The sequence below is a fragment of the Streptomyces sp. SYSU D01066-1 genome (assembly GCF_054956795.1).
The window spans coordinates 1-805 of sequence record NZ_JBUDHV010000088.1 but is presented as its reverse complement, the minus strand read 5'-3'; the positions used below and the strand labels follow the sequence as shown (position 1 = coordinate 805).

Here is an 805-nt window from a genome sequence, read left to right as displayed (position 1 = left end):
TCGACGGCGTGGCCGCCGAACTGGTTGCGCAGCGCGGCGATCATCTTCATCTGCGGGGAGTCGTCCTGGCGGGAGGAGAACCGGGCGAACAGGGAGGCGGTGATCGCCGGCAGCGGCACGGCGTTGTCGATGGCCGCCTCGACGGTCCAGCGGCCCTCGCCGGAGTCGGCGGCCCGGCCGCGCAGCTTCTCCAGGTGCGGGTCGTCGTCGAGGGCGTTGACGGCGAGGTCGAGCAGCCAGGAGCGGATGACCGTGCCTTCCTGCCAGGAGCGGAAGACCTCGCGGACGTTGTCCACGGAGTCGACCTTCTCCAGCAGCTCCCAGCCCTCGGCGTAGGCCTGCATCATGGCGTACTCGATGCCGTTGTGGACCATCTTGGCGAAGTGCCCGGCGCCGACCTTGCCCGCGTGGACGTAGCCGTAGGGGCCCTCCGGCTTGAGCGCGTCGAAGATCGGCTTGAGGTGGTCGACGTACTCCTTGTCGCCGCCGACCATCAGCGCGTAGCCGTTCTTCAGGCCCCACACGCCGCCGGAGACGCCGGCGTCGACGAAGCCGATGCCGCGCTTGCCGAGTTCCTCGGCGTGCTTCTCGTCGTCGCTCCAGCGGGAGTTGCCGCCGTCGATGACGATGTCGCGGGGTTCGAGGAGGCCGCCGAGCTGGTCGATGACGGCCTGGGTGGGGCCGCCGGCCGGGACCATCACCCAGACCGCGCGGGGCGCCTCGAGACGCTCGACCAGGCCGGCGAGGCTGTCGACGTCGGAGAGTTCGGGGTTGGTGTCGTAGCCGACGACGTCATGGCCGGCGT

General features: G+C 70.4%; 1 protein-coding gene. It reads right to left on the bottom strand.

What is annotated here, in order from left to right; translation table 11 throughout:
* The coding region (gnd, locus tag ACY1JF_RS31910; RefSeq protein WP_462708759.1) for a phosphogluconate dehydrogenase (NAD(+)-dependent, decarboxylating) at nt 1–805 on the bottom strand (805 nt) is incomplete at both ends.